General features: G+C 67.8%; 25 protein-coding genes. 19 read left to right on the top strand and 6 right to left on the bottom strand.

Features of this window, described 5'->3' with window-relative positions:
• Positions 1-195: 195 nt before the first annotated feature.
• Complete coding sequence (locus tag CDV49_RS03365) at positions 196-387, bottom strand: hypothetical protein (RefSeq protein ID WP_088214154.1); 192 nt, start codon at positions 385-387, stop codon at positions 196-198.
• A gap of 189 nt (positions 388-576) precedes the next feature.
• Here CDV49_RS03365 and CDV49_RS03360 point away from each other — a divergent pair, with 189 nt between their 5' ends.
• A complete protein-coding gene (locus CDV49_RS03360; protein WP_256947218.1) occupies positions 577-1,062 on the top strand; it encodes a flavin reductase family protein in 486 nt (161 codons plus the stop codon).
• On the opposite strand, the gene CDV49_RS03355 is transcribed toward CDV49_RS03360, so the two are convergent.
• The gene (locus tag CDV49_RS03355; protein ID WP_088214153.1) at positions 1,059-1,820 is read right to left on the bottom strand and encodes a TSUP family transporter; all 762 of its coding nucleotides are present in this window, start codon (positions 1,818-1,820) and stop codon (positions 1,059-1,061) included. The two genes, CDV49_RS03360 and CDV49_RS03355, sit on opposite strands and share 4 nt — an antisense overlap.
• Before the next feature lie 665 nt (positions 1,821-2,485).
• Here CDV49_RS03355 and CDV49_RS03350 point away from each other — a divergent pair.
• Positions 2,486-3,430 (top strand): arginase family protein, encoded by a 945-nt coding sequence (locus tag CDV49_RS03350; protein WP_088214152.1) that lies wholly within the window; start codon positions 2,486-2,488, stop codon positions 3,428-3,430.
• Here CDV49_RS03350 and CDV49_RS03345 read toward each other — a convergent pair whose 3' ends face one another.
• Genes CDV49_RS03345 through CDV49_RS03335 form a run of 3 tightly spaced genes read right to left on the bottom strand, consistent with a single transcriptional unit; the run spans position 3,431 to position 5,915 of the window.
• Positions 3,431-4,066, bottom strand: coding sequence for a response regulator (locus tag CDV49_RS03345; protein ID WP_088214151.1), 636 nt, complete (start codon positions 4,064-4,066; stop codon positions 3,431-3,433).
• Entirely contained in the window at positions 4,063-5,421 is a 1,359-nt protein-coding gene (locus tag CDV49_RS03340; protein ID WP_179209107.1) for a sensor histidine kinase, read from the bottom strand. Before CDV49_RS03340 ends, CDV49_RS03345 begins: the two co-directional genes overlap by 4 nt.
• An 8-nt stretch (positions 5,422-5,429) precedes the next feature.
• A complete protein-coding gene (locus tag CDV49_RS03335) occupies positions 5,430-5,915 on the bottom strand; it encodes a hypothetical protein (RefSeq protein ID WP_088214149.1) in 486 nt (161 codons plus the stop codon).
• Positions 5,916-6,193: 278 nt separating this feature from the next.
• Here CDV49_RS03335 and CDV49_RS03330 point away from each other — a divergent pair, with 278 nt between their 5' ends.
• The 10 genes from CDV49_RS03330 to CDV49_RS03290 all read left to right on the top strand — a co-directional run bounded on the left by CDV49_RS03330 (position 6,194) and on the right by CDV49_RS03290 (position 15,501).
• Positions 6,194-8,104 (top strand): methanol/ethanol family PQQ-dependent dehydrogenase, encoded by a 1,911-nt coding sequence (locus CDV49_RS03330; RefSeq protein ID WP_088214148.1) that lies wholly within the window; start codon positions 6,194-6,196, stop codon positions 8,102-8,104.
• Positions 8,105-8,162: 58 nt separating this feature from the next.
• Positions 8,163-8,996, top strand: coding sequence for a methanol oxidation system protein MoxJ (gene moxJ / locus CDV49_RS03325; RefSeq protein ID WP_088214147.1), 834 nt, complete (start codon positions 8,163-8,165; stop codon positions 8,994-8,996).
• Between the two features lie 20 nt (positions 8,997-9,016).
• Complete coding sequence (moxG, locus tag CDV49_RS03320) at positions 9,017-9,553, top strand: cytochrome c(L), periplasmic (protein WP_088214146.1); 537 nt, start codon at positions 9,017-9,019, stop codon at positions 9,551-9,553.
• 76 nt (positions 9,554-9,629) lie between these two features.
• Positions 9,630-9,914 (top strand): methanol dehydrogenase, encoded by a 285-nt coding sequence (locus CDV49_RS03315; RefSeq protein WP_088214145.1) that lies wholly within the window; start codon positions 9,630-9,632, stop codon positions 9,912-9,914.
• Positions 9,915-10,089: 175 nt separating this feature from the next.
• Positions 10,090-11,112: an AAA family ATPase gene (locus CDV49_RS03310; protein WP_088214144.1), complete on the top strand. Its 1,023-nt coding sequence runs from the start codon at positions 10,090-10,092 to the stop codon at positions 11,110-11,112.
• Positions 11,109-12,014 carry a DUF58 domain-containing protein gene (locus tag CDV49_RS03305; protein ID WP_088214143.1) on the top strand — a complete coding sequence of 302 codons (906 nt, stop codon included), beginning with the start codon at positions 11,109-11,111 and terminating at the stop codon, positions 12,012-12,014. The genes CDV49_RS03310 and CDV49_RS03305 overlap by 4 nt, the downstream gene beginning before the upstream one ends.
• Entirely contained in the window at positions 12,011-12,886 is an 876-nt protein-coding gene (locus tag CDV49_RS03300) for a nonribosomal peptide synthetase MxaA (protein ID WP_088214142.1), read from the top strand. The genes CDV49_RS03305 and CDV49_RS03300 overlap by 4 nt, the downstream gene beginning before the upstream one ends.
• 76 nt (positions 12,887-12,962) lie before the next feature.
• Positions 12,963-13,985, top strand: coding sequence for a vWA domain-containing protein (locus CDV49_RS03295; RefSeq protein WP_088214141.1), 1,023 nt, complete (start codon positions 12,963-12,965; stop codon positions 13,983-13,985).
• Positions 13,982-14,551, top strand: coding sequence for a hypothetical protein (locus CDV49_RS20770; RefSeq protein WP_256947217.1), 570 nt, complete (start codon positions 13,982-13,984; stop codon positions 14,549-14,551). Before CDV49_RS03295 ends, CDV49_RS20770 begins: the two co-directional genes overlap by 4 nt.
• Positions 14,548-15,501: a VWA domain-containing protein gene (locus CDV49_RS03290; protein WP_256947216.1), complete on the top strand. Its 954-nt coding sequence runs from the start codon at positions 14,548-14,550 to the stop codon at positions 15,499-15,501. Before CDV49_RS20770 ends, CDV49_RS03290 begins: the two co-directional genes overlap by 4 nt.
• Positions 15,502-15,577: 76 nt before the next feature.
• Here the strand turns inward: CDV49_RS03290 and CDV49_RS03285 are convergent, their stop codons facing one another.
• The gene (locus CDV49_RS03285) at positions 15,578-16,699 is read right to left on the bottom strand and encodes a hypothetical protein (protein ID WP_088214139.1); all 1,122 of its coding nucleotides are present in this window, start codon (positions 16,697-16,699) and stop codon (positions 15,578-15,580) included.
• 315 nt (positions 16,700-17,014) lie between these two features.
• On the opposite strand from CDV49_RS03285, the gene CDV49_RS03280 reads away from it, so the two are divergent.
• The 7 genes from CDV49_RS03280 to CDV49_RS03250 all read left to right on the top strand — a co-directional run bounded on the left by CDV49_RS03280 (position 17,015) and on the right by CDV49_RS03250 (position 24,263).
• Positions 17,015-18,526 (top strand): ABC transporter substrate-binding protein, encoded by a 1,512-nt coding sequence (locus tag CDV49_RS03280; protein WP_088214138.1) that lies wholly within the window; start codon positions 17,015-17,017, stop codon positions 18,524-18,526.
• A gap of 18 nt (positions 18,527-18,544) precedes the next feature.
• Positions 18,545-19,504 carry an ABC transporter permease gene (locus tag CDV49_RS03275; protein WP_088214137.1) on the top strand — a complete coding sequence of 320 codons (960 nt, stop codon included), beginning with the start codon at positions 18,545-18,547 and terminating at the stop codon, positions 19,502-19,504.
• On the top strand, positions 19,501-20,313 hold the full coding sequence (locus CDV49_RS03270) for an ABC transporter permease (protein WP_088214136.1): 813 nt from the start codon (positions 19,501-19,503) through the stop codon (positions 20,311-20,313). Before CDV49_RS03275 ends, CDV49_RS03270 begins: the two co-directional genes overlap by 4 nt.
• Complete coding sequence (locus CDV49_RS03265; RefSeq protein WP_088214135.1) at positions 20,310-21,116, top strand: ATP-binding cassette domain-containing protein; 807 nt, start codon at positions 20,310-20,312, stop codon at positions 21,114-21,116. Before CDV49_RS03270 ends, CDV49_RS03265 begins: the two co-directional genes overlap by 4 nt.
• Positions 21,113-21,877, top strand: coding sequence for an ABC transporter ATP-binding protein (locus CDV49_RS03260; RefSeq protein WP_088214134.1), 765 nt, complete (start codon positions 21,113-21,115; stop codon positions 21,875-21,877). The genes CDV49_RS03265 and CDV49_RS03260 overlap by 4 nt, the downstream gene beginning before the upstream one ends.
• Entirely contained in the window at positions 21,867-22,646 is a 780-nt protein-coding gene (locus CDV49_RS03255) for a DUF1684 domain-containing protein (protein ID WP_088214133.1), read from the top strand. Before CDV49_RS03260 ends, CDV49_RS03255 begins: the two co-directional genes overlap by 11 nt.
• A 462-nt stretch (positions 22,647-23,108) precedes the next feature.
• Positions 23,109-24,263: an osmoprotectant NAGGN system M42 family peptidase gene (locus CDV49_RS03250; protein ID WP_088214198.1), complete on the top strand. Its 1,155-nt coding sequence runs from the start codon at positions 23,109-23,111 to the stop codon at positions 24,261-24,263.
• Positions 24,264-24,397: the final 134 nt, after the last annotated feature.

Below are 24,397 nucleotides of genomic sequence, written 5' to 3'. Positions count from 1 at the left end.
AAAAGCCTGCAGAGCCGGGAGGGTGATCGGCCGTTCATGCCTGCGTTCCCGAAACCCTCCCTCCCTCCTCCGCGGGGCGACCATCGCGAAGATCCGGCCCTGAGGCGTGGCTGCGACCCCGCCTTTTACATCGTGCCCGTTGCTTCAGGCCGTGCAGTCCTTACGCTGTGCCAGTCCCTGGGCCGTGCCCATCCTTCAGACGGTGCCCGCGTTCAGACGGTGATTGCGCGAGGTGATGGACATATCGGGCTGACTTCCGGCCGACGACGGAGCCTTGCGGGGATCATCGCAGCAGGGCAGGCGCGGTTTCCGCAGCCCGGTGGTGGCGCTTAACAGGCGGCTGAAAAAGGTTTTTTGGCCTGTGGTGGACTGGAAATCGTTCACCATCTGACGAATTCCAGCTGGAAATCCATATACTTCCGGGCGTTCCGGGCCGATTTTCCGATTTCCGGCGCATAGGCATGACATTTCAGGACTTTTTCAGCAGCCTGTTGAGGGATTGCGGTGGGCGGTCGCCATGGGTTGCGGTTCCCACGCGGCTCGGCCAATCTCGCGCCATTGTCACGGGGAAAGCGCATGATGGAAGCCACGGGGACCGATATCGACATCGGCAAGTTCTGGAAAACGCTGGGAGAGCGGGCGACAGGGGCCACGCTGGTCACGGCGGATGGCGCGGAGGGCTGGACCGGCTTTCTGGGGCTGTCGGCCTCCCATGTCTCTGCCGCCCCTCCGGTGATGCTGGTCTCCATCGACCGCAAGACCTCCGCGTTGGGCGGGGTGCTGGAGAAGGGGCATTTCGCGGTGAACTTCCTGCCTGCGGGTGAGGGAGCGCTGGCGCAGGCCTTCGGCGGCAAGGGGGAGAAGATGTTCGAGGAGGGCCGCTGGGAAACCTTCGTCACCGGGGCACCTGTGTTCCGCGAGGCGCTCGGCGTGTTCGACTGCCGCGTGTCGCAGGTGGTGGAGGAGGGTGATGTCTCCATCGTGATCGGCAGGGTGCAGGGGGTGCGGGCGCGGGGCGAGGGAGCGCCGCTCCTCTTCTTTCGCGGCAGGTTCGAAGGCTAGCCCGCGAGCCTTGTCAGCGCGGGGCCGACCAGCGCCGCGCCCGAGCAGAACAGCAGGCCCACGGCGAGCTGCCGCATGCGGGCCGGGGTAAGCGGCGGCGGCCAGCGGCGCGCGGCAAAGGTGCCGAGCGCCACCGCCGGGATCGCGCCCGCCGCGGCGGCGAGGGTCGGCAGCGCCACCCCGTCCGTCGCGACCACCAGCCCGAGCCGGAAGGTCTGGTTCAGCACGAATACGGCGACGAGGGTGGAGCGGATCGCCGTCTGCGCGATCGGTTGGCGATAGATATGGTAGATGATCGGCGGCCCGGCAGTGGAGAACAGCCCGCCCATGATGCCGCCAGCCGCGCCGAAGGCGATGAAGCTGGCGGGCGGGGAGCGGTGCTCCTGCGGTCTGGGCCTGAAGCCGAGCTGGATGCTCGACCCGACGATGACCAGCCCGAGCAGCAGTTGCAGCAGCCAGAGCGCCGTTCCGGCGAGATAATGCAGAAGCACGTAGCCGATGATGAGCGTCGGCAGCGTCCCGGCGAGGAACAGGCGCAGGGCCGCCCCGTCCACCTCCCGCCAGCCGCGCCGGAGCACGATGACACCGTTCGTTACCACGAGGATCGACGTGACCACGGCCGCCTCCGGTAGTGGCATGAGACCAAGGAGACCCACGCCACCCATCAGGATCAGCCCGAGGGCGAAGCCGGTCAGCGTCTGCACCCATGCGGCAAGGCAGGCGATGAGCCAGAAGGCGAGCGTGGCGGTGGTAAGCATATCGGTCCCGCAGCGACGTCATGCCGCACACCCGTGAATGCGACAATTTCCTGCGGGATGAAACCCCGGGCGGTGAAATATTCGCCTGTCGCATGGATTGCAGGACGGCTTTCCCATACCCGCGCATCGTGTCCGGGCAGAGGGTTCCGCGAAGGCGTCGTGTCGGCAGAACGGCATGGGAGGCCCGCAGTCGTCTTCCTGCTGGAGGGTGCTGGCCGAAAAACACGGTTCGGTCGGTCCGTCGTGGGGCACCGCGCGGTGCGGGCAGGCCCTGTGTTCGGGGAGGAAACGCCCGCTTTCGCCGGGTGTCGGGGCGACACATGGCGACGCGCCGTCCGGCGATCATCTTAGCGGCCTGGCGCTGCGTTGCGCTGGTTTCCAGCGATCCCACCCCGTCTGATCCCACCCTGTCTGATCAGGCCCTGTCTGATCCGGCGGCAATGGTCCGCAGGCCACGGACGGCGTCGGTAACAGCGTGTGTCGCCCCTGTCCCGGTGCGCCATGGCGGATCGGGTGCTTGGTGGTGGATTGTGTTCGGCGGGTCGCAGGGTCGCAGGCGGGGGGCGGGGCGGGGTGGAACACGGTCCTGTCGTGGCGATGGCCAAATCTCTTGCAAGGCGCGCGCGTCTCGGCTTCGATGATTTCTCATCGGGAGAATGGGTTGCATGGCGAAACTGAAGGGTATGTTCGGCGAGGCGAGCGGGGAGACCCTGTTCGATCTTCCCCGTTGCGACGACTTGGAGCAGATGCCGGAAGCGGTGAAGGTGGTCGTTCTGGGAGCGGCCACGGCCACCCCCTATGCGTCCGTGGGCGCCTATTGCGCGGACGCGCCCCGCGCGATCCGCGAGGCCTCGGCCGCCTATGGCACGACGCTGCCGCATGTGAACTTCGACCTCGGCGCGCCGACCCTGCCGGACGGGGTTCTGGCGGTAGATGCCGGTGATCTGCCGATGGCGGAGGAGGCCGCTGCCAACCGTGCCGGTATCCGCGCGGCGGTGGAACGGGTTCGCAGGGCGGGGGCCGTGCCGCTTCTGATCGGCGGCGACGATTCGGTCCCGCTGCCGATGATCGCGGCCTTCGAGGGGCAGGGGCCGGTCTGGATCCTGCAGATCGACGCGCATATCGACTGGCGCGACAGCGTGGAGGGGGAGCGGTTCGGCCTGTCCTCCACCATGCGGCGGGCGTCCGAAATGGCGCATGTCGCGGGGATCGTTCAGGTGGGCCAGCGGGGTATCGGTTCCGCACGAGCGGCCGACATGGCGGCGGCGATCGCGGCGGGCGTGACGTTCGTGCCCGCGCGGGAGGTGTGCGGCGGCGATGGTATCGCCCGCGCGGTGGCGGCGATCCCGGCGGGGGCGCGGGTCATTGTCTGCTTCGACTGCGACGGGCTTGATCCCGCGATCATGCCGGCGGTGATCGCGCCCACCGCAGGGGGTCTTGGCTACTGGCAGGCGGTGGAGCTGATCACGGGCGTGGCGGAGCGGGCGGAGATCGTGGCCTTCGACCTTGTGGAACTGATGCCGGAGCGGGATATCGACGGCCGGGGGGCGCTTCTCGCGGCGCAGCTTCTGGCGACGGTCATGGGCATCGTCGCCCGGCAGGGCAGGTGATCAGCGCCGCTCGAAATGCTGGGCTGCCTTCACCACCAGATCCGGGAGCGAGCTGGCGCCCAGTTTCGATCTGAGCGCGTGACCCGCGTTGAGGACCGTCTTGTAGCTCAGGAAGGACTGCTCCGCGATCTCCCGGTAGGACCGGCCCGCGGCGATGAGGGCGAGGATCTCCGTCTCTCTCCGGCTGAGGCTGGGGAGCGGCGGTGCGTCCGGGTCCGGCATGTCGAGGAAGGCCAGCCGCTGCGCCATGTCGGGCGCGAGGTAGCGGCCGCCCCGCAGCACGCTCAGGAAGGCGGTCTGGATCTCCTCCGGCGCGGCGTCCTTGTTGACGAAGCCGTTTGCCCCGGCCTGCAACGCCTGCCGCACGATGACCGGCCCGCGGTGCATGGAGAAGACGAGGATCGGCAGGCGTCTGTCATGTCGCCTGAGGCGCGAGATGAACTTCACCCCGGCCAGGCGATCCTCCCCGAAGGAGATGTCGGCCACCAGCATCTCGGGCATCGCCTTGCGGCTTTCGCGCAGCGCGGCGAGCGGGGTGGCGGCGAAAACGACCTCGCTACCGGATACGCAGCGGACGATGCGGTTCCAGCCCTCCGCCACCACGGGATGGTCGTCCACGACGAGAATGCGGGTCATGCTGCGGCCTCCTTGCAGTCGCGGCGGGGCAGGGTCAGGGCGGTGCGGGTCATGCAGCCGTCGCGAACGGGACGTTCGTAGGTGCCGCCGAGCGCCTCCGCCCGGTCCTGTATCCCCGCCTGCCCATGGTTCGGGCCGCGGTCAGGCTCCGGGCCGCGGCCATCGTCGCGCATCTCCACCCGCAGACCGCCGGGCACCGTGGTCACGTTGAGGTCGATCCGCGCCGCGCCGCCATGGCGGACGGCATTCAGCGCGCTTTCCTGCACGAAGCGCAGGATCGCCAGCGTCTCGCTCTCGCCCACGGGTACGCGCGCGATGGGCGCCATATCGAGCCGCATGCGCACGCCCGGGGTGAGTTCGGAAAAGGCGGCCGTGCAGTCGTTCAGCACATCCGCGAGCGGGGTTCCCGCGTCCACCATCGGACGCAACCGGTAGATGATCGAGCGCAGGATGAGCTGCACGCCCTCCACGTTCCGGCGGATCGCCGCCATCTCCGCCGCCATTTCCGCCGTCAGCCCATCCGGCGTCTGCGCCGCGCGTGCCAGCATATCCTCCGCCGTCGCCACCGACATGCGGAGGGAGAAGAGCAGCGGGCCGAGGCCGTCGTGCAGGTCGCTCGCAACGTCGCGCCGCTCGGATTCGGAAAGGGTCATGAGACGCTGCTGGAGGAGCCGGTTCTCTGCGCGCCGCCGCCCGAGATCGGAGCCGAGCGCGTGTATCCCCCTGCGCAGCGTTTCTATCTCCTGCAGCGGCTGCGGCGGCAGATCGCTGCTGAGGTCCCCCTGCCGGATCGCGTCCAGCGTCCTGTTGCAGGCCCTGAGCCGGCGCTGCACCAGATGGAGCACGAGGAATGTCGTCAGCACCGCAACGCCGCTCATCGCGAGGATCGCGGCGAGAATGGCGCGGAAATCCTGCCAGACTTCCGCCGCCTCATCCCGCGTGTCGCTGCGCAGGATGAGCCTGCCGAGGATGTTGGGATAGTTGGTCACATAGGCGGTCGTTTCCTGCTCCGTCTGCCCGAGCAGCAGAAGGAACCAGCCGGGCGGCCCATCCCCATCGGTGGCCTGCGGCGCGCTGAGCAGTCTGCCGTCCGGCGCGCGGACTTCGGCATGGACATGGCGGAGCATGTCGAACTGCCGCGACAGGTTGAGCGCCTCCTCCATCGCCTGCGGGCCGGTGAGCCTGCCGCGGAACTGATCCAGATAGGCCGTGGCGAGGTCATAGGCGGTGTCGATTTCATTGCGCGTGGCGATGCGCGCATTCACGATCAGGATCGCAGAGACGCTGAGGCTGAGCACGAGGCTCATGGCGAAGGCCAGAAGGACACCCAGCCGCCGGAGCGGGACCGGCTTCATCCGCGGTCTCATTTCCCTTCCGCATAGGCCGCATGCAGGGCCTCCAGCGCGCCTCCATGGTCCATCCCCTGCCTGCGGAGCACCAGATAATGCTGCGCCACGGTGCCGAAGGAACGGGTCTGCGCCGGATCCCAGGCGAAGTCGCGCAGGAGTTGCCCCGCATCGGCATCCGTCACCTCGGCATCCATCTGTGCGATGCGGTTGGCGATCATGCGCGGCGACTCTTCGTAGTGGCGCGCCGCCTCCGCCAGAAGCCCGGCGTATTCACGGGCGTTTCCGGGCGGTTCGGCGCGCGCGGCAAGCCACCCGCCGGGGTCGCGATCATCGTCCATGGCGAGCCATTCGGCCCCCTTCGGCGCCATGCCGAGCGTCGCTGATACTAAAGTATTGTCGGCCTGCCCATGCCCCGCAAGCAGGGGCCAGAGCAGGGCAGCCCCTGCGGAAAACAGCATAAGCCCTGCAACGGGAAAAACAATCAAATATTTGTTTTTCATAGATCTTTCCTCCTCCGCCGGTCCGATCCATGTGGTCCCGCATTTTGGCAACCGGCGGCGTCCGTGGCAATCCCCCGTGACGTTTGCATCTGCAAGTCGGGATATTTATCCCGGTCGTTTGGGGAAGAAGTGCCGCTGACAGAACGCGCGCTGCCGCGCTTAATCGCCCTTGTCGGAGCGGCGCGGCGAGCGCGCCCCCGGTATCGGTGAATCGCCGGGAAGGAGGCTGGCCTGCGAGGCAGGACGGACCCGGCGCGCCGCCAGAGGGAGGCTTACATATGATACGCCATACAGGGCTCGCCGGAGCCCCATCGAGACTTGCGCTCATCGTCGCGACGGCGGCCATGGGATTTACCGCCGGGCCAGCGCTCTCCAACGACAAGCTGGTGGAGCTTGCCAAGGATCCGGCCAACTGGGTGATGACCGGGCGCGACTACAACGCTCAGAACTACTCCCCCATGACCGAGGTGAACAAGGAGACGGTCAAGCGGCTCCGCCCGGCATGGTCATTCTCCACCGGGGTGCTGAACGGTCACGAGGGAACGCCGCTCGTGGTCGGGGATGTGATGTATGTCCATGCGCCCTTCCCGAACACGACCTTCGCGCTCGACCTGAACGAGCCGGGGCATATCCTGTGGCAGAACAAGCCCAAGCAGAACCCGACGGCCCGCGCGGTGGCCTGTTGCGACGTGGTGAACCGGGGGCTGGCCTACTGGCCGGGCGACAGCGAGGTCGAGCCCCTGATCCTGCGCACGCAGCTTGACGGCCATATCGTCGCGCTGGACGCAAAGACCGGCGAGACCCGCTGGTCGATGGAGAACTCCGACATCAAGGTCGGCTCCACGCTCACCATCGCGCCCTATGTCGTCAAGGACCTGGTGCTCGTCGGTTCCTCCGGGGCGGAACTCGGGGTGCGGGGCTATGTCACCGCCTATGACGTGAAGACCGGCGAGCAGAAATGGCGCGCCTTCTCCACCGGCCCGGATGAGGATGTGCGGCTCGCGGCGGATTTCAATGACGCCAACCCGCATTACGGGCAGAAGGGTCTCGGCCTTTCGACCTGGGAGGGCGATGCCTGGAAGATCGGCGGCGGGACGAACTGGGGCTGGTATGCCTATGACCCGACCGTGGACCTGTTCTACTACGGCTCCGGCAACCCGGCCCCGTGGAACGAGACGATGCGCCCGGGCGACAACAAGTGGACCATGACGATCTGGGGCCGCAAGCCCGAGGACGGCATGGCCAAGTTCGGCTACCAGAAGACGCCGCATGACGAATGGGACTATGCGGGCGTCAACGTGATGATGCTCTCCGACCAGAAGGACAAGGACGGCAAGGAGCGCAAGCTTCTCACCCACCCCGACCGGAACGGCATCGTCTATACGCTCGACCGCACGAACGGCGATCTCGTCTCCGCCGACAAGATCGACGACACGGTGAACTGGACGACCGGGGTGCAGCTCGACACCGGCCTGCCTGTCCGCGACCCGGAATTCGGCACGCGGATGGACCACAAGGCCACGGACATCTGCCCCTCCGCCATGGGCTATCACAACCAGGGCCATGACAGCTACGACCCGGAACGCCGGCTGTTCTTCATGGGCATCAACCACATCTGCATGGACTGGGAGCCGTTCATGCTGCCCTACCGCGCGGGCCAGTTCTTCGTCGGCGCGACGCTTTCCATGTATCCGGGCCCGAAGGGCGACCGGGAGAACGCGCTCGGTCTGGGCCAGATGAAGGCCTACGACGCGATCACGGGCGCGTTCAAATGGGAAGTGATGGAGCGCTTCGCGGTCTGGGGCGGCACGATGGCGACGGCGGGCGGCGTGACCTTCTACGGCACGCTCGACGGCTTCATCAAGGCGCGCGACAGCGATACGGGCGATCTGCTGTGGAAGTACAAGCTGCCTTCCGGCGTGATCGGCCATCCGATGACCTATCAGCATGACGGTCGCCAGTATGTCGCCATCTACTACGGCGTCGGCGGCTGGCCGGGTGTGGGTCTGGTCTTCGACCTTGCCGACCCGACGGCCGGTCTCGGCTCCGTGGGCGCGTTCCGGCGGTTGCAGGAGTTCACCCAGCAGGGCGGCGGCGTGATGGTGTTCTCCATCGACGGCCAGAGCCCGTATTCGGACGATGTGCATCTGGGCGAATACGAAGTCATCCAGCCCGGCCAGAAGCTCTGACAGGCGACATCTCCGCGTCCGGCTTCTCCGGGCGCGGGCATCCCGAAAGGAGTGTCACATGAAAACCAGATCCGTGATCGCCGGTCTTGCCATCACCCTCGCCACCGGCGGAATGGGCGCGGCGGAGACGGCAAAAGAGCCGCTTCGCGTCTGCGCCTCCACCAAGGACGCCCCGTTTTCTCAGCAGGACGGCAGCGGCTTCGAGAACCGCCTCGCCCAGGTCATGGCCGATGCCATCGACCGGCCACTCGAACTGGTATGGGTCAACAAGGAGGCGATCTATCTTGTCCGTGACGGGGTGGATACCGGCCAGTGCGACGTGATGATGGGTGTCGATACCGGCGATCCCCGCCTTCTGACGACCCAGCCCTACTACCGGTCGGGCTATGTCTTCGTCACGCGGCAGGACACGCCGCTGGAGAGCGATCACTGGGAAGCCCTGGGCGACCAGAAGCTCGACACCATCGCCTACCGGCTGCACGGCCCGGCGGAGGTGCTGGTGAAATATGCCGGCAAGTATGAGAACAACCTCATCTACGTCACCAGCCTGACGAATTTCGAGGACAAGCGGAACAAGTACACCAACGTGGAAGCCGCACGCGTCGTCTCTGAAGTCGCCAAAGGCGACGCGGATGTCGGCGTGGCCTTCGGACCGGAGATCGCGCGCTACGTGAAGTCGTCGCGCACGCCGCTGAAAGTCACGGTGATCTCCAACCATCTGACGCGGTCGAATGGTGTCGAAGTGCCACTCCAGTTCAACCAGTCGATGGGGGTCGTCAAGTCGAAGCCCGAACTGCGCGATGCCCTGGACAAGGCCATCGTGGAGAAACGCGCTGAGATCGAGGCCATTCTCACGGATGAGGGCATCCCCCTTCTTCCGCCCAGCAGCTGATACCATCGGAGCCATAGCCCATGCCAAAACCGCTCACCCACGCCCTCTGGCTCGCCGCGGCGCTCGCCGCGCTGGGGACCGCCGCCTCCGCGATAGGGAGCATGACCTTCTACAATACCGTTGAAGGCACGCCCCTGAGCCTGAGCGATGCACCGGAGGAGGGGCGCGATACCGAAGCCGTCAAGACCTTCCTCGACACGGGCGTCAACATCTACAACGAAAACCCGGAGGCGCTGAAGGAAGGCGAGACGCTGTATCTTGGCATGTGCTCGGGCTGCCATGGTCACTACGGGGAAGGCAAGATCGGCCCCGGCCTGAACGATGACTACTGGACCTACGACGTCAACCGCGAGGATACGGGTCTGTTCTCCACGATCTTCGGCGGTGCGCGCGGACAGATGGGGCCGATGTACGGCGCCCTCAATCTCGACGAGATGCTGCATACGATGGCCTGGGTCCGGCACCTCTACACCGGGCCTGCCGATACAGCGGGCTGGCTCACCGAGGAACAGCGGGCCAGCTTCAAGCCGTTCACGCACGAAAAGACCAGCAACTGACCTGTCACCGCGGCCTTGCCGGCCGCGGAGGCGCATGCCGGGCGGGGAGGCCCGGACATCCCAAGGGGAGGAACCCATGAAGACCATTCTCACAGCCGCCGCCTTTGCCGTGATCGCCGCAGGTGCGGCCCATGCCTACGACGGCACCAACTGCCGCGCTCCCGGCAACTGCTGGGAACCCAAGCCCGGTTATCCCGAAAGGATCGAGGGGACCGAGTTCGACCCGCTGCACGACCCCAAGGAGGTGTCGAAACAGGGCGAGTCGCTTCAGGCCATGGACGAGCGCAATGCCAAGCGCGTCGCGCATTTCAAGAAAACCGGCGAGTTCATCTACGACCTCAGCAAGATCCCCGCGGAATAGCACCGCGGGGGCCCTCGCATGGCGCATGCGGGTGGCCCGGAGTTCCCGGCTTCGGCCGGGGCGTAACCGGCAGGCAGGCTGACAGCGCCTGCCGGTCTCCCCGCGTCCCGTGGCCCTCGTGCCGCGGGACGCTCCCGTCTCTGCCGGACGGCGGGCGGGGCAGCGAGGTGAGGCGATGACAGACGGACTTGACCAATGGCGGGGGCGCGCGCTGGCCGCGGAGGCCGCACTGAACGAAACGATCATCGGGCAGGCGGGTGCGGTCCGTCTTGTCCTGATCTCTATCCTCGCGCGCGGCCATGTGCTGCTGGAAGGCGACGTTGGGGTGGGCAAGACGACGCTGCTCCGCGCCTTTGCCCGGGCGCTTGGCGGGCCTTTCGCGCGGATGGAGGGGGCGATCGACCTGATGCCCGCCGATCTGCTCTATTCCCCATGGATCGGTGAGGACGGGCGCCCGCGTGTCGATGCCGGTCCGGTCCTGTCGCAGGGGGCCGACCTGGCGGTGTTCTTCTTCAACGAGATCAACCGCGCGCGGCCGCAGGTGCATTCCCTGCTGCTGCGGCTGATGGCCGAACGGAGCGTGACCGCCTTTCGCGGAGAGCATGCCTTTCCGCATCTGACCGTCTTCGCCGATCGCAACCAGATCGAGCGGGACGAGACGTTCGAGCTGCCCGCCGCCGCGCGGGATCGCTTCCTGATGGAGGTCTCCATGAGCGCCCCCGCCACGCGGGAGGCACGGATGGCGCTGGCCTTCGACACGCGGTTCCATGACGTGGATCGTCTGGTCGCCGGCGTGGAGGAGGGCATCCTGCCCTTCCGCGAGGTGACGGCGCTGGCGCCCCGGATACAGGAGGGGATTGCGGTTTCCCCCCTGCTGCAGGACTTCGTGATGACACTGTGGGAGGGGTTCCGTGACCCCGCCGCGCTGGGGGTCAGCCTGCCCGGTGTCCAGCGGGGCCGGATCGTGCGCGGCGGGGCCAGTCCGCGCGGCATCTCCGCCCTTGTCCGGGCCGCGCGGGTGGAGGCCTGGCTTCAGGGCCGCACGATGGTGCTGCCCGATGATGTGCGCACCGTTCTGGCGCCGGTCATGGCGCACCGTGTGTTCCTCGAACCCGTTTACGAGGCGCGGCGGGATGAGGTGATGCCGGAGCTTGTCGCCGGTGTTCTGGCGCGCGCTCCGGCCCCGGTTGCCGCATGACCGCCTCCCCGCGCATGGAGGAGGAGCGGGCTTTCCTGGAGCTTTGCGAGGCGCTGGCCTGGCGGTTCTCCCTGCGGATTTCGGGTGCGCGGCCCGGCCAGCACCGGGGGCGGCATGCGGGGTCGGAGGGCACGTTCAACGACCTCTCCCCCCTGTTCCGCCACCCCGATCCGCGCCGCATAGATATCCGGCGGACGGTGGCCGATCCCTTCGGGGAAACGTGGGTGCGCCGCTTCGCCATGCCGAGCACGGTGACGCTGCACCTGATGGTCGATCTTTCCGCCTCCATCGCCGCTACGGGCGCGACTGACCGGCACCGGCTGGCGGCGCTGCTGGCCGGTGCCTTTGCCGGAGCGGTGCGGCTTTCGGGCGATGCCTGCGCGCTTGCGATCGCGCAGGGCGATGCGGCGGAGGTCGTGCTTGCGCCCGGGCGCGACAGGGGGCGCGCGCTCGCGGTGCGGGAGGCGGTGGAGGCTGCCCGGCCTGCGGGGCGGGGGGTGGAGGGTCTTGTCAGGCTCGCCCCTCTGACGCCGGTCGCGCGGACGCTGGTCGTGCTCATGTCGGATTTCGAGATCACCGGAGAGGAGGCAGAGCGGCTTCTCGCCGCCTTCGGGAGCCATGCATTGCTGCCGCTCTGGCTGCGTGACAGCGCGCTGGAGGCGGAGGAGCGGCAGCATCCCGGCCGCGTGCCCCGCCTGCTGCGTCTCAACGACCCCGAGACGGGACGGGCCCGCACGTCGGTCGTGACGTCTGCGCGCTGGGACAGATGGCGTCAGCAGCGGGAGCGGCAGCGCGAGGAGGTCGCCGCCGCCTTTCATCGCCACGGGCGGGATCCCGTGGAGATCCGCGACAGGATCGCGCCCGCCGACCTTGCCGCCGAACTTGCGCGGAGGGTGCTGTGAGGCGGCTCGCTCTTCTGTGGTTCCTCTGGGTGGCGGGGCTTACCGGCCTTGCTGCCGCGACGGTGGATTACACTGTGGAGCCGCCGCGGGGTTACGGCTGGTGGCTGGGTGACAGGCTGGTGCATCGTGCCCTTCTGGTGCCGCCCGAAGGGTTCGGGATCGACCGGGCGAGCCTGCCCGCGCCGCGCGCCGCCGCCTATTGGCTCGACCTTGTCGATGTGGTGGTAGAGGAGCTGACGGTGAACGGCCACGCCGCCTGGCGCGTCACGACGGAATGGCAGAATTTCTATGCAGCGCTTGAGCCGTCGCGGCAGCAGGTTCCGGGCTATCGCCTGCGGTTTCTGGCCCGCGACGGAAGCGGGCGCGTGGAGGAGGCCGAGATCCCGGGCTGGGATTTCGTCACCTCGCCCATCCGACCGATCCTCGCCCCGTCCGCCATCGCTTCCATGCAGCCGGACGTGGGGGTTCGGCCGCTGGCGACGCTGCCGCTCTTCCGCGGCGCGGCGGGGTTCGGCCTGTTCGCGCTTCTGGCGCTGAGCGGCATGGCTTGGCAGCAGGGGTGGTGGCCCTTCCACCGACGAGCGGAGCGGCCCCTGACGCGTGCGCTGCGGCAGGTGCGGCGCGCGGGAGACGCGCGGACGCAGGCTCTCGCGCTGCATCGCGGGCTGAATGGCGCGAATGGCGGGCCGCTTCTGGCGAGCGATCTGGACGGGTTCCTGACGCGGCATCCCGAGTTTGAAGGCCTGCGCGCGGAGTTGCGGGGCTTCTTCGACGCCTCCGCCCGGATGTTCTACGGCGACGGCTCGGGAGAGGGGGCGGAAGCCCTGCCGCTGGCACGGAGTCTCGCGCGGCGAGAGGGGGGCCGGGCCTGATGGGGTGCGTCCGCTTCAGCCGTGTCATTCAGCGCGCCTTCCCCGTGCCGCGCGCTGTGCGGGGAGGGGGCGGGTCATGATCGGCTTTGTCTCTCCGCTCTGGCTGCTGTTGCTGCCGCTGGCGGCGGTGCCGCTTGTGCTGCCGCTGCTGGTGGCGCGGGCGCAACCCGCGCTTGGCGGCGGGCCGCCGGGAGGTGCGTGGCTGGAGCCGCTGCTCCGGCTGCTGGGCGCGCTTGCGGTTGCGGGTCTGCTGGTCGGGCTTGCCGGCCCCTATGCCGGCGGTGGAACCCGCGCGCGGATCGGCACGGGAGCGCATCTGGTCCTGCTGATCGACCGGTCGATGAGCATGAACGACAGTTTCGCGGGCCGCAGACCCGATGGTTCGAACGAGGCAAAGGCCGCCGCGGCCAAGCGGCTTCTGGCCGAATTCGCGGCCTCCCGACCGCATGACCGGATCGCCGTCGCCGCCTTTTCCACCGCCCCGATGCTGATCCTGCCCATGACCGACAGCCGCGACGCCGTGGCTGCCGCCATCGCCGCCATCGACGAACCCGGTCTTTCCAAGACGGATGTCGGGCGCGGGCTGGCGCTGGCGTTTTCGCTCTTTGACGACACGGCGGAGAATGCCTCCCGCGCGGTCATCATGGTATCCGACGGGGCCGGGATCATCCCCCGCGAGGTGCAGGATTTGCTTACCGCTGAGGCGGTGCGGCAGGGGGCGCGGCTTTACTGGCTCTATCTCCGCACCGCCAACAGCCGCGGCCTGTTCGACAAGCCTGCGCCGGGAGAGCCGGACACCGCGCAGGCCCGCCCCGAACGCCACCTGAACCTGTTTCTGGAGCGTCTCGGCATTCCCTATCGCGCCTTCGAGGCGGAGAACCCCGAGGCGGTGGCGCGGGCGATTGCCGAAATCGACCGGCTGGAGGCGCGCCCGCTGCTTTATCGCGAACCGGTGCCGCGCCGCGATCTGACCCGTTTCGCATGGGCGGCGGCCTTTGCCGCGACAGCCCTTCTGACGCTGGCGCGTCTGCTGGAGAGGGCGGAGCGGCCACGGCCCGTCGGACCCTACATTCTGGAACCGGGGGAGGAGCGGAGATGAGGCGACCTGCCATGCTGCGGCGGGTGCCGTTTCTGCTTCTTTCGCTTCTGGTGCTGCTGGCCTTTGCCGGGGCCGCGGTCTGTGCCTATCGCGGCTGGGAGGCGTCGCGGGTCAATGCCGCGCTGACGGCCTTGTCCGAGGGGCGGGACGTGCCTGTTTCCCCCGGCGATCCCTTGCGGCTGATCGAGGCGCGGGCCTCATGGCTTCTCGCACGCGACCGGCTGGAGGAGGCAGAGGCGCTCGGCCCCTTGATCGCGGCGGGCGGCGATCTGCGGGCGGAGGCGGCGTGGCATTACAACCGCGGCAATGCGCGGCTCAGGCAGGCGTTCGAGCTCATCGAGATCCGCAAGCTCGACGACGCCACGCCCCAGGTCAATCTGGCCAAGATCGCCTATCGGTCGGCGCTCCGGGCCGATCCCGGCTTCTACGATGCGAAGGTCAATCTGGACCTTGCCATGCGCCTCGTCCGCGATCTGCCGCGGGAGGAGCAGGACGGGGAGGAGCCCGATGTGCCGCCAAAGGCGCTCTGGACCGACCTGCCGGGGATTCCGGGCGGGCTGCCGTGACCATCCGGGAGACCATTCGGCGCGACAGGCGCGTGGCCCTGGGCCTGCTGGCGCTGGCCCTGCTTCTGACAGGCGTGGCGCTGGCCGGTCCAAGGGTGGCGCGGCAGGTCGCCCTGCGGGATCTGCTGCTGACGGTGGACATCACCCGCAGCATGAACGCCCGGGACATGGACGGGCAGAGCAGGCTGGACGCGGTGAAGCGAATTCTGCCGGAGGTGCTTGCCCGGCTGCCCTGCGGCTCCCGCGCGGGGCTTGCGGTGTTCACCGAGCGGCGGACGCTCACCTTCATGGAGCCGGTGGAGATCTGCGCCAACTACGGTGCCCTGACCGGATCCATACATGCGCTGGACTGGCGGATGGCGTGGGAGGGCGACAGCATGATCGCTCGCGGTCTGATGCATGCGCACGACCGTGCCGAGGCGCTTGGCGCGGATCTCGTGTTCGTCACCGACGGGCAGGAAGCGCCACCGCTGCCCTATGCGGGGCCTCCGCCCTTCCGGGCAGAACCGGGGCGGGTCGGCGGAGTGATCGTCGGGGCGGGAAAGACGACGCCCGTTCCCATACCGCGCTTTGACCGCGACGGGCGGGAGATCGGGTTCTACCGCCCGGAAGACGTTCAGCAGGCGCCCGCGCGCATCGGGGAGCCGCCCCCCGATGCGGCGGAACGCCCGGGCTATCACCCGCGCAACAATCCCTATGGCGAGGCCGATCTGACGGGAGAGGAGCATCTTTCCGGCCTGCGGGCCGACTATCTCCGGGAGCGGGCGAAGATCATGGGCCTGGGCTATGCGGCGCTTACCGATGGGCCGCAGCGGCTGACGGAGGAAATTCTGGCATCGACCCACGCAAGGCAGGAGGTGCGCCCGGTATCGGTTGCCGTGGTTCCCGCGGCTCTGGCGGTGGTCTGTCTGATCGCGTCCTATCTGACCGGACTGGTCGGGCGGCGATGACGACAGCGGGGGGCCGGAATGCAGGGGACCGGCGCTGATCGCGCCGGTCCCTTTGGTCATGGGTCCGTTCGTTCTGTCAGCGGTTGTAGGACAGACCGCCCCAGATGCGCCCTTCGTCCCGGTGACGACCGCCATGCACGGCACCGATATAGGCAGCGGCACCGGCAACAAGAGAGGCCGCGGCAAGCAGGAAAGCCGTGAGGATAGTGGCTTTACGAGCCGTCTCGGCTGCTTCGGCCGCCTGTTGCTTCGCTTCCTCGAAGCGTTGCTCGGCCTCGGCGCGGAGTTGCTCGGCCTGTTGCTTCGCGTCCTGAACGCGTTGTTCGGCCTGAGCGCGGATCTCGTTGGCGCGATCGACAGCCTGATCGACGCGCGCATCGACTTCCTGCTCCGACAGACCGGTGCGCGCGGCGACCTGCTGGCGCAGGAACGCGCGGTCCTGATCCGAGATCTCGCCGGTTTCAACGAGGTTCACGAGGATACGGCCGATCTGACGCTGCATGGCTTCAGGATCGTTGGCCGCTCCCGGCATGCCGGGCATGCCCGGTTGCTGCTGTCCGGGACGCAGCAGCGTATCGGTGATATAGTCAACCGGGTTGGATTGCAGACCCTGCGGGAGCATATCCTGCAGCGCCGGAGCAACGGCATTGCCCGCACCCTGCACAAGACCGCCGACCGCCTGACCCGCGCCGGAAACGACACCGCCGGCGAGTTGACCCGCACCCTGGGCGATACCGCCGACCGCAGTCCCCGCCGCTTCCGTCACGGTGCTGGCCGCACTGCCCACGGCCTTTGCCCCGCCGGAAATCGCGCCGGCGGCGAGCATGCCGCCGACCAGCATTCCAAGGCCCCATACCGCAAGCCCGTGAATACCGTCGCGAGCGGTTACTTCATCACGCACGGCGCCATCGACCCGCCGCCGCATACGACCGGCGATATAACCGCCGAGCATGTAGATCGCCACCATGGCAATCACTGTGAAGAGAGCGGTGACAACCAGCCACCACAGGCTGATCCCGCCGCCATCGCCGTCATCGACGGAGATGGATCCGAGCCCAAGGCCCGCCGCGAATGTCGTCATCACGACGGTTGCCCCGCCCGCGACGACTGTCCCTGCAAAGATCGCAGCCCAGTCCACATAGCTCCGACCGGGATCGCGGGTGTCCGTCACACGGACCTGTTCCACCGGGGCGGCCATCAGCGCAGACCCAGGAAGGAAAGGATGAACAACACGATGACCACCAGACCGACAAGATAGATAATGGAATTCATGACTGCCTCCGAAATCTCTGGTACGTCTCACGTACCGCTGCGGTAGAACTTGGCTGCCAAGGGGATGTTCCGCAGAAATTCGTCGAATTCAGATATGTTGTGGCATGAGACATTTCTGCCGCGCCCTTTCGCCGGTCTTTGCCGGAAGGCGGCATCGGGCATATGGGAGATGCGGAGGGGGTCGACAGCGCTGCGAGAACTATATTACCGCTCGCGACAAGATCATTCGAGGAACCAGACCATGGCCGAGACGCTGCCCTTTCCCGCCGCCCTCCCCCGGATCACCGCGGCGCTGGTGGCCGCGCTTCTGACCGGGACCGCGCCCGGCGCGCTGCTGGCTGCGGGCGATCCTGCGGCGGTCATCCGGGTGGGATCGCTCTATGAGCCGCAGAACCTCGACAATACCGCGGGGGCGGGACAGGGGATCAGCGAGGCGTTCAACGACAATGTCTATGAGGCGCTCTACCGGCTGGCCGATGACGGCTCGGTGGAGGCGGTTCTGGCCGCCGGCCATGAGGTGAGCGACGACGGCCTGACCCATACCTTCACGCTCCGGGAAGGGGTGCATTTCCATTCCGGCGATCCGCTGACCGCGGCGGATGTGAAATATTCAATCGAGCGGGTGAAGGCCGAAGGCTCGCGCAGTTCCCGCAAGTCGAGCCTCGCCACCATCGACAGCGTGGAGGCCCCGGATGACCAGACGGTCGTCGTGCGGCTGAAGTCGAAGTCGATCTCTCTGCCTTACAACCTCAGCTATGTCTGGGTGGTCAACGATGCGGCGGGCGACATCACCCAGAAGGAGGACGGCACCGGCCCCTACCGGCTGGCAGGCTGGCGGCGGGGCACGGCGCTGTCGCTGGAGGCCTTCGACGGCTACTGGGGCGACGCGCCGAAGAACGCGGGCGCGACGTTCAGCTATTTCACCGATGCCTCGGCCCTCAACAACGCGCTGCTGACGGATGCGGTGGACATCATCACCTCCGTTCAAAGCCCGGATGCGCTGGCCCTGTTCGCCGATCCCTCCGCCTTCACCATCTCGGAGGGCCGCTCCACCACCAAGCAGATCATGGCCTACAACGACCGCGTCGCGCCCTTCGACAACGTGAAGGTGAGGAAGGCGCTGGCCCGCGCGGTGGACAAGAAACGGCTTCTCGAAGCGATCTGGGGGGACCGGGGCATGGTCATCGGCTCCTTCGTGCCGCCGACGGACGCGTGGTACGAGGATCTGACCGGCGTGGACCCCTACGACCCTGAAAGCGCGAAGGCCCTTCTGGCGGAGGCCGGATTGGCGGACGGCTTCACCTTCACGCTGGAGACGCCGAACTACGACCCCCACCCGATCACTGCGGAGTTCCTGAAGGCGGAACTGGCAAAGATCGGGGTGACGGTGAACATCCGCCTCATCACCGCGAACGAATGGTACACCAAGGTCTATCAGGCGCATGACTTTCAGGCGACGCTGCAGGAGCATGTGAACCACCGCGACATCGTGTTCTATGGCAATCCGAACTTCTACTGGGGGTATGACAATCCCGAGGTCACCCGCCTGATCGCGGAAGCCGAGGCGAGCGACACGGAAGCGGGGCAGGCGGAGAAGCTCCGGCAGGCCAACGAGATCATCGTCGCGGATGCAGCCTCCAACTGGCTTTTCCTTTACCCGCAGATCGTCGTCTCCAACACCCGGACCACGGGCTATCCGGTGAACGGGCTGAACGCGCAGTTCTTCCTGCGCGGCGTCGAGAAGGCGGAGTGACCTGACGGGGCAGGCGGCATGGCACGCTATCTCCTTCGCCGGACGCTGATCCTGTTCGCCTCGCTGCTGGTGGCCGGGCTGGTGCTGTTCGTGCTGCTGCGCCTGCTGCCGGGGGATCCGGCGGCGGCGCTCCTTTCTGTCGGCGCGGATGCGGAGCAGATCGCCGCCGCGCGGGCGGAGGTGGGAAGCGATCAGCCGCTGGTGGTGCAGCTTGGCCGTTTCCTGTCGGACATGGCGCGGTTCGACCTGGGCCGGTCCTTTGTGAGCGGGGCGGAGGTTCTGCCCGAGATCCGGGCGCGGCTGGCGGTGACGCTCCCGCTGACCTTCGCGGCCTTTGCTCTGGCGCTGGTGCTGGCGGTGCCTCTTGGCATCGTGGCGGCCATGCGGGGGGACCGCTGGTATGGCGCGCTGATCTCCGCGGTGTCGCAGCTCGGGCTGGCGGTGCCGGTGTTCTGGATTGGCATCCTGCTGGTTTGGATCGTCGCGGTGAAGTGGCGGCTGCTTCCGGCGAGCGGCTTTCCCGTGCGGGGCTGGGCCGATCCGTTGGCGGCCATGCGGGCGCTGCTCCTGCCCGTCGTGACCATTGCGGTGGTGATGAGCGCCTCGCTGATCCGATACGTGCGCTCCGCCACGCTGGACGTGCTCGGATCCGACTACATCCGCAATGCCCGCGCGCTGGGAGAAAGCCTGCCGGAAGCGATGATACGGCACGGCATCCGCAACGCTTCCCTGCCCGTCATCTCCATCCTCGGGATAGAGCTTGCCTCCACCCTGCTCGGCGCGGTGGTGGTGGAGCGGGTGTTTGCCCTGCCGGGGCTTGGGTCCATGTTGCTGCTCGGCATCGAGCAACGCGATTATCCCAGCGTGCAGGGGGTATTGTTTGTTTCCACGCTCATGGTGCTGCTGATCGGCTTTGCGGCGGACATCCTGCAACGCCTTGTCGATCCCCGGCTGCGTGACGCGGGAGCGCGGCGATGAGGCGGGTGGTGCTGGGGATCGGGTGCCTGCTCGTCGGGCTGCATGTCGCGGTGGCGCTGCTGACGCTCGTCTGGACGCCCTATGATCCGGCCGCGATGGTGGGGGGCAGGCTCTCTCCGCCGTCCTGGGCGCACTGGGCGGGGACGGACCGGCTCGGGCGGGACTATTTCACGCAGGTGATGATCGGCTCGCGCATCGCCCTGACGGTGGGGGCCGGCGCGGTGCTGATCGGGGGCGTGATCGGCACGGTGCTGGGTGTCCTTGCCGCTTTCGCGCAGGGGGCGGCGGATGACGGGCTGGCCGCGACCTTCGACATCCTCATCGCCTTTCCGACGCTGCTGCTGGCCATGCTGATCGTCGCGGCGAGCGAGGGGGCAAGCCTTTCGACCGCGATCATCGCCATCGGGATCGCGCTGTCGGCCATCGTGGCGCGGCTGGTGCGCATCCTGACGAAGCGGGTGCTGACACAGGATTACATCACCGCCGCCCGCTGCTCCGGCGCGGGCTGGCCGCGCATCGTGCTGACCCATGTGCTGCCGAACATCCTGCCCACGCTCATGGTGGCGCTGGCCTTGCAGTTCGGGCTGGCTGTGATCGCCGAAGCCTCGCTCTCCTATCTGGGGCTGGGGGCGCCTCCGCCGAATGCGTCCTGGGGCCAGCTTCTGCAACAGGCGCAGTCCACGGTGTTCACGGCGCCCATAGGGGTGATCGTGCCGGGGGTGGCCCTGCTGACGCTGGTGCTGGGGATCAACTTTCTGGCTGACGGGCTGCGCGATCTGTTCGACCCGGAACGGGAGGGCGCGGCATGACCCTTGTGCAGATCGAGGCACTGACGGTCGGCACGGCCCGGCAGCAACTCGTTCACGGCATCAGCTTCTCCATCGCGCCGGGGGAGCGGCTTGGGCTGGTGGGAGAGAGCGGTTCGGGCAAGTCGCTGACGGCCATGTCCGTCGTGGGTCTGCTGCCGCCCGGGCTCCGGGCCGGCGGGTCCATCCGGCTTGGAGGGCAGGAGGTGGTGGGGCAGCCGGAGCGCGTGCTGAACGATCTTCGCGGGCGGGTGGCGGCGGTGGTGTTTCAGGATCCGCGTTCGGCGCTCGACCCGCTGATGCGGCTTGGCGATCAGCTGGCGCTGCCGCTGCGCCGCCATGCGCGCCGCTCGGGGATAACGCTCGACCGCAGGGCGCTCCGGTCGGAGCAACTCGCGGCGCTGGCGCGCGTGTCCATCGCCGAGCCGGAGCGCATCCTCGCCGCCTGGCCGCATGAGGTGTCGGGCGGACAGCGGCAGCGGGTGGCCATCGCCATGGCGCTTGCCTGCCGGCCGCAGCTTCTCATCGCGGATGAGCCGACGACCGCGCTCGACGTGACGACGCAGGCGGAGGTGCTGGACCTGATCGACCGGCTGGTGCGGGAGGAGGGGCTGGCGCTCCTGTTCATCAGCCATGACCTTCCGGTGGTCGCGCGCATCACCGACCGGATCGTCGTGATGGAAAAGGGGCGCGCGGTGGAGGAAGGCCCGGTCGAGCAGGTTTTCACCCGCCCGTCCCATCCCTATACCCGTGGCCTGATCGCTGCCGCCCGGCGGCTAGAGGCGGCGCTGGAGGGGCGGACATGACGCTCCTGTCGCTCCGCCATGTGAGCCATGCCTATCGTCCGGGCGCGCCCGTGCTGGAGGATGTGTCTCTCGACCTGCGGCAGGGGGAGAACCTCGGCATTCTGGGAGAGAGCGGGTCGGGCAAGACCACGCTCATGCGGGTGATGCTGGGGCTGATCGCACCCGATGCAGGCGTGGTGGAGGCGGGGGGCAGCCCGCTCGACACCCGCTCCACCGCACGGATGCGGGCGCATCGCCGGATGGTGCAGCCGGTGTTTCAGGACCCTTACACCTCGCTGGATCCCCGGATGCGGGTGGCCCGGATACTGGCGGAGCCGGTGCAGGCGCTGGCCCTTCCCGTCGATGCGCGGGCGGAGGCGTTGCGTGTGCTGGCCGCCGTCGGCCTGCCCCCCGACAGCCTGGAGCGGTTTCCGCGCGCCTTCTCCGGCGGCCAGCGCCAGCGTATCGCCATCGCCCGCGCGCTGATCGCGCGGCCCAAGGTGCTGCTGGCCGATGAGCCGGTGAGCGCGCTCGACCTTTCCACCCGCGTGCGGATCGTCGATCTGCTGCGCGATCTGTCGCGGGAAACCACGATGGTTCTCGTCTCACACGATATCGCCATCGTCGCGGCGCTCTGCCCGCGTATGGTGGTGCTCGAACGCGGGCGGGTGGTCGAGGCGGGCGAGACGCGTGCCATTCTTGACGCCCCCCGCCATCCCTATACCCAGCGGCTGCTCGCAAGCCTGCCGCGTCTGCCGGAAGGAATGACCGATGACCGATGACGCCTATTGTGCCGAAATCGAAGCATGGCGCAGCCAGCGTCTTGCCGCGCTGACAGCGCCGGACGGCTGGCTGAACCTGACCGACCGGGTGGAGATTGCGCCCGGCACCCATCAGGTGGGCAGCGGGCCGGAGAGCGACGTGCCTCTCTCCGTCGGGCCGTCGCGGCTCGGCGTGCTGGTGCTTGGCGCGGACGGAACCGCGACCTTTGACGACGGCACGGGTGCGCGCGCTTTCGTTGCCGCGGGGGACAACCCGCCCCAGCTTGAGACCGGCGGCCTGCTGCTCGAGGTGACGGAGATCGAGGGGCAGCACGCCCTGCGGGTCCGTCAGATCGACGCGCCGTCCCGAACGGCCTTCGCGGGGATCGAGAGCTTCCCGCTGGATCCCGCTTGGCGTGTGGAGGCGGAGTGGAAGGCGCTGGCCGCGCCCGAGCGTCTGGGGATCGACACGGTGAAGGGTATCCCCACCTCCGTCAGCATCACGCATGAGGCGCGGTTCTCCCATGACGGTGCGGAGGTGGTGCTGCTGCCGACCCATTGGAAGGGCGGCAAGCCGATGTTCGTGATCCGCGACCGCACCTCGGGGCCGGAAACCTATGGCGCGGCGCGGTTCCTGATCGGTGACGTGCGGGGCGACAGGGTGATCCTTGACTTCAACAAGGCGTTCAACCCGCCCTGCGCCTTCACCGACTTCGCCGTCTGCCCGCTGCCTCCGGCGCAGAACGTGCTCCCCTTTCCGATCAGGGCAGGAGAGAAGAAGCCGCACTGAGCGAGGGGGGATGCCGACTTCGGCCGAGCGGGAAAGTTTGGCGGCAGGCACAGGAATCCGGCGACCGTGTATGCCTTGAGGGCAACACACCGCGCTGGTCACGCGCCTGAATGATGACCGCACCGGATTGCTGTTGGCCCCGGTCGTTTTCGATTGCCGGGAGGGGCACGGAGGTTGATGGCTTCGCGCCTCCCGATTACGGGGCGGGCTGCTGAAAAGCTCTGAGCTGTCATGTCCCTGCTCTGGAAGTCGGGGCATCAGCCCTGGACTCACCGGAAACGCGTGAATTCCTGGCGGATCTCCCGGATTGCGGACAATTTTCCCTCCCGCGCGGACCTGAAAAGTCTATTCCGGCAACCGGCCAGGGAAAGCCTGCGCCGCACTCCCCGCCGCCCGGACCGGGCATCTGCTGCGGGGGCGCGGGGGTTGACCCGTGCCGGGCCTGCGGCATCTGTTGGCCCCATGCAGACCACCATCACGATCGACCCCGATTATCTCACCCGGCAGCTTGCCAGCCTTCTTGCCATACCGAGCCCCACCGGTTTCACGGATGAGGTCGTCCGCCACGTCGCGGAGGAGTTGGAGCGGCTCGGCCTTCATGTGGTTCTTACACGGCGCGGTGCGATCCGGGCGCGACGGCGCGGCGCGGCGCGGCGCCCGGCGCGGAGTATCGTGTCGCATGTCGATACGCTTGGCGCGCAGGTCAAGGCGCTGAAGGCGAACGGGCGGCTGGAACTGGTGCCCATCGGGCACTGGTCGGCGCGTTTCGCAGAGGGCGCGCGGGCCTCCATCATGTCGGATCGGGGTGTGTATCGCGGCACCGTTCTGCCGCTGAAGGCCTCTGGCCACACGTTCAACGAGGAGGTGGACAGCCAGCCCTCCGGCTGGCCGCATGTGGAACTGCGGGTGGATGCGCTCTCCCGCGATGTCCATGATCTTGCGGGGCTTGGCATAGATATAGGTGACATCGTCGCCATCGATCCGCAGCCGGAGTTTCTCGACAATGGCTACATCGTCTCCCGCCATCTGGACGACAAGGCGGGGGTAGCCGTCATGCTGGCGGCGCTGGAGGCGATGCAGCGGGAGCAGGTGGAAACGCCGGTGGACAGCTACTGGCTTTTTACCATTGGGGAGGAAGTGGGTGTCGGCGCCTCCGCCGTGCTGACGCCGGAGATCGCGTCGCTGGTCGCGGTGGACAACGGCACGACGGCACCCGGGCAGAACTCCTCCGAATTCGGCGTGACGCTGGCGATGGCGGACCAGACCGGCCCCTTCGACTATCACCTGAGCCGGAAGCTCCATGCGCTCTGTCTCGATCACGGGGTCCGGGTGCAGAAGGACGTGTTCCGCTACTATCGGTCGGACGCGGCCTCTGCGGTGGAGGCCGGACACGACGTGCGGACAGCGCTCCTTACGTTCGGGGTGGATGCGTCGCATGGCTACGAGCGGATCCATCTCAATGCCCTCGTCTCGCTGGCCCGGCTTCTGGTAATCTATGCCGCAAGCGAGGTGCTGATCGAGCGGGATGCGGAGGAGGTGGCGCCGGGTCTGGAGGGGTTCACCCATCAGGATCTCCCTGAAGCGGAGCAGGCGCAGAGCAGCGAAGATCAGCCCTGAGGGCGATCCATCCGGTTTTCTTATGGAACCAATCGGGGATCCGTCGGTTTGCCTTATGAATGTGCTGCGCCTGCGGCCTGATTTTGCGGGCGTCGGCACCTTTTTGCGTAACGACAAAGGAGGCCTAGGCCCAG

Origin of the sequence: Haematobacter genomosp. 1 (assembly GCF_002196855.1) — a bacterium.
Classification (GTDB): domain Bacteria; phylum Pseudomonadota; class Alphaproteobacteria; order Rhodobacterales; family Rhodobacteraceae; genus Haematobacter.
Note: the sequence above shows the minus strand (reverse complement) of the source record. Positions and strands in the feature narration are given on the sequence as shown.

What these genes read in the sequence shown, in the direction of transcription:
- CDV49_RS03365 (WP_088214154.1), bottom strand. Translation starts at nt 387, where the DNA reads ATGGTGAACGATTTCCAGTCCACCACAGGCCAAAAAACCTTTTTCAGC.
- CDV49_RS03360 (WP_256947218.1), top strand. Translation starts at nt 577, where the DNA reads ATGATGGAAGCCACGGGGACCGATATCGACATCGGCAAGTTCTGGAAA.
- CDV49_RS03355 (WP_088214153.1), bottom strand. Translation starts at nt 1,820, where the DNA reads ATGCTTACCACCGCCACGCTCGCCTTCTGGCTCATCGCCTGCCTTGCC.
- CDV49_RS03350 (WP_088214152.1), top strand. Translation starts at nt 2,486, where the DNA reads ATGGCGAAACTGAAGGGTATGTTCGGCGAGGCGAGCGGGGAGACCCTG.
- CDV49_RS03345 (WP_088214151.1), bottom strand. Translation starts at nt 4,066, where the DNA reads ATGACCCGCATTCTCGTCGTGGACGACCATCCCGTGGTGGCGGAGGGC.
- CDV49_RS03340 (WP_179209107.1), bottom strand. Translation starts at nt 5,421, where the DNA reads ATGAAGCCGGTCCCGCTCCGGCGGCTGGGTGTCCTTCTGGCCTTCGCC.
- CDV49_RS03335 (WP_088214149.1), bottom strand. Translation starts at nt 5,915, where the DNA reads ATGAAAAACAAATATTTGATTGTTTTTCCCGTTGCAGGGCTTATGCTG.
- CDV49_RS03330 (WP_088214148.1), top strand. Translation starts at nt 6,194, where the DNA reads ATGATACGCCATACAGGGCTCGCCGGAGCCCCATCGAGACTTGCGCTC.
- moxJ (WP_088214147.1), top strand. Translation starts at nt 8,163, where the DNA reads ATGAAAACCAGATCCGTGATCGCCGGTCTTGCCATCACCCTCGCCACC.
- moxG (WP_088214146.1), top strand. Translation starts at nt 9,017, where the DNA reads ATGCCAAAACCGCTCACCCACGCCCTCTGGCTCGCCGCGGCGCTCGCC.
- CDV49_RS03315 (WP_088214145.1), top strand. Translation starts at nt 9,630, where the DNA reads ATGAAGACCATTCTCACAGCCGCCGCCTTTGCCGTGATCGCCGCAGGT.
- CDV49_RS03310 (WP_088214144.1), top strand. Translation starts at nt 10,090, where the DNA reads ATGACAGACGGACTTGACCAATGGCGGGGGCGCGCGCTGGCCGCGGAG.
- CDV49_RS03305 (WP_088214143.1), top strand. Translation starts at nt 11,109, where the DNA reads ATGACCGCCTCCCCGCGCATGGAGGAGGAGCGGGCTTTCCTGGAGCTT.
- CDV49_RS03295 (WP_088214141.1), top strand. Translation starts at nt 12,963, where the DNA reads ATGATCGGCTTTGTCTCTCCGCTCTGGCTGCTGTTGCTGCCGCTGGCG.
- CDV49_RS20770 (WP_256947217.1), top strand. Translation starts at nt 13,982, where the DNA reads ATGAGGCGACCTGCCATGCTGCGGCGGGTGCCGTTTCTGCTTCTTTCG.
- CDV49_RS03285 (WP_088214139.1), bottom strand. Translation starts at nt 16,699, where the DNA reads ATGGCCGCCCCGGTGGAACAGGTCCGTGTGACGGACACCCGCGATCCC.
- CDV49_RS03280 (WP_088214138.1), top strand. Translation starts at nt 17,015, where the DNA reads ATGGCCGAGACGCTGCCCTTTCCCGCCGCCCTCCCCCGGATCACCGCG.
- CDV49_RS03275 (WP_088214137.1), top strand. Translation starts at nt 18,545, where the DNA reads ATGGCACGCTATCTCCTTCGCCGGACGCTGATCCTGTTCGCCTCGCTG.
- CDV49_RS03270 (WP_088214136.1), top strand. Translation starts at nt 19,501, where the DNA reads ATGAGGCGGGTGGTGCTGGGGATCGGGTGCCTGCTCGTCGGGCTGCAT.
- CDV49_RS03265 (WP_088214135.1), top strand. Translation starts at nt 20,310, where the DNA reads ATGACCCTTGTGCAGATCGAGGCACTGACGGTCGGCACGGCCCGGCAG.
- CDV49_RS03260 (WP_088214134.1), top strand. Translation starts at nt 21,113, where the DNA reads ATGACGCTCCTGTCGCTCCGCCATGTGAGCCATGCCTATCGTCCGGGC.
- CDV49_RS03255 (WP_088214133.1), top strand. Translation starts at nt 21,867, where the DNA reads ATGACCGATGACGCCTATTGTGCCGAAATCGAAGCATGGCGCAGCCAG.
- CDV49_RS03250 (WP_088214198.1), top strand. Translation starts at nt 23,109, where the DNA reads ATGCAGACCACCATCACGATCGACCCCGATTATCTCACCCGGCAGCTT.